The following is a 366-nucleotide window of genomic DNA, read 5'->3' on the forward strand; positions in this document are numbered from 1 at the left end:
TTGTTGCCCGACCATTACCGAAGGAACATTTTTTTCACGCCAACGGGATTGCTTCACTTTTTATTGCAGACAAAAGCCTAAAACAAATGTCTGAAAGAGGAACCGATACACCCACTCTTTCCGCCTCAAAAAACTGCATCGCACTATTACAACAGCACTACGATTGCCACATCGACCGTCCGTTAGTACACACCTATATCCCACTGCATAAAAGCAGCTTTCAATTTGCTTGGCAGCACTACCGTACTGAGATTGAAGCCTTTTTATCCAACCGTTTCCGTTCTAACCACGATCTCAACCTTGCCACCTTCCTCGTACCTTGGCTGATGTTTTTAAACAGGAAATCTACAGTAGGTAATGAAATAT

1 pseudogene is annotated in these 366 nt (G+C 43.2%); it reads left to right on the top strand.

The features are described 5' to 3' along the window. Positions 1 to 86: 86 nt before the first annotated feature. Positions 87 to 366, top strand: a pseudogene (locus tag ACTHS3_RS17290) (capsule biosynthesis protein CapC); the annotation flags it as partial.

The organism is Neisseria sp. P0009.S007 (assembly GCF_051962515.1).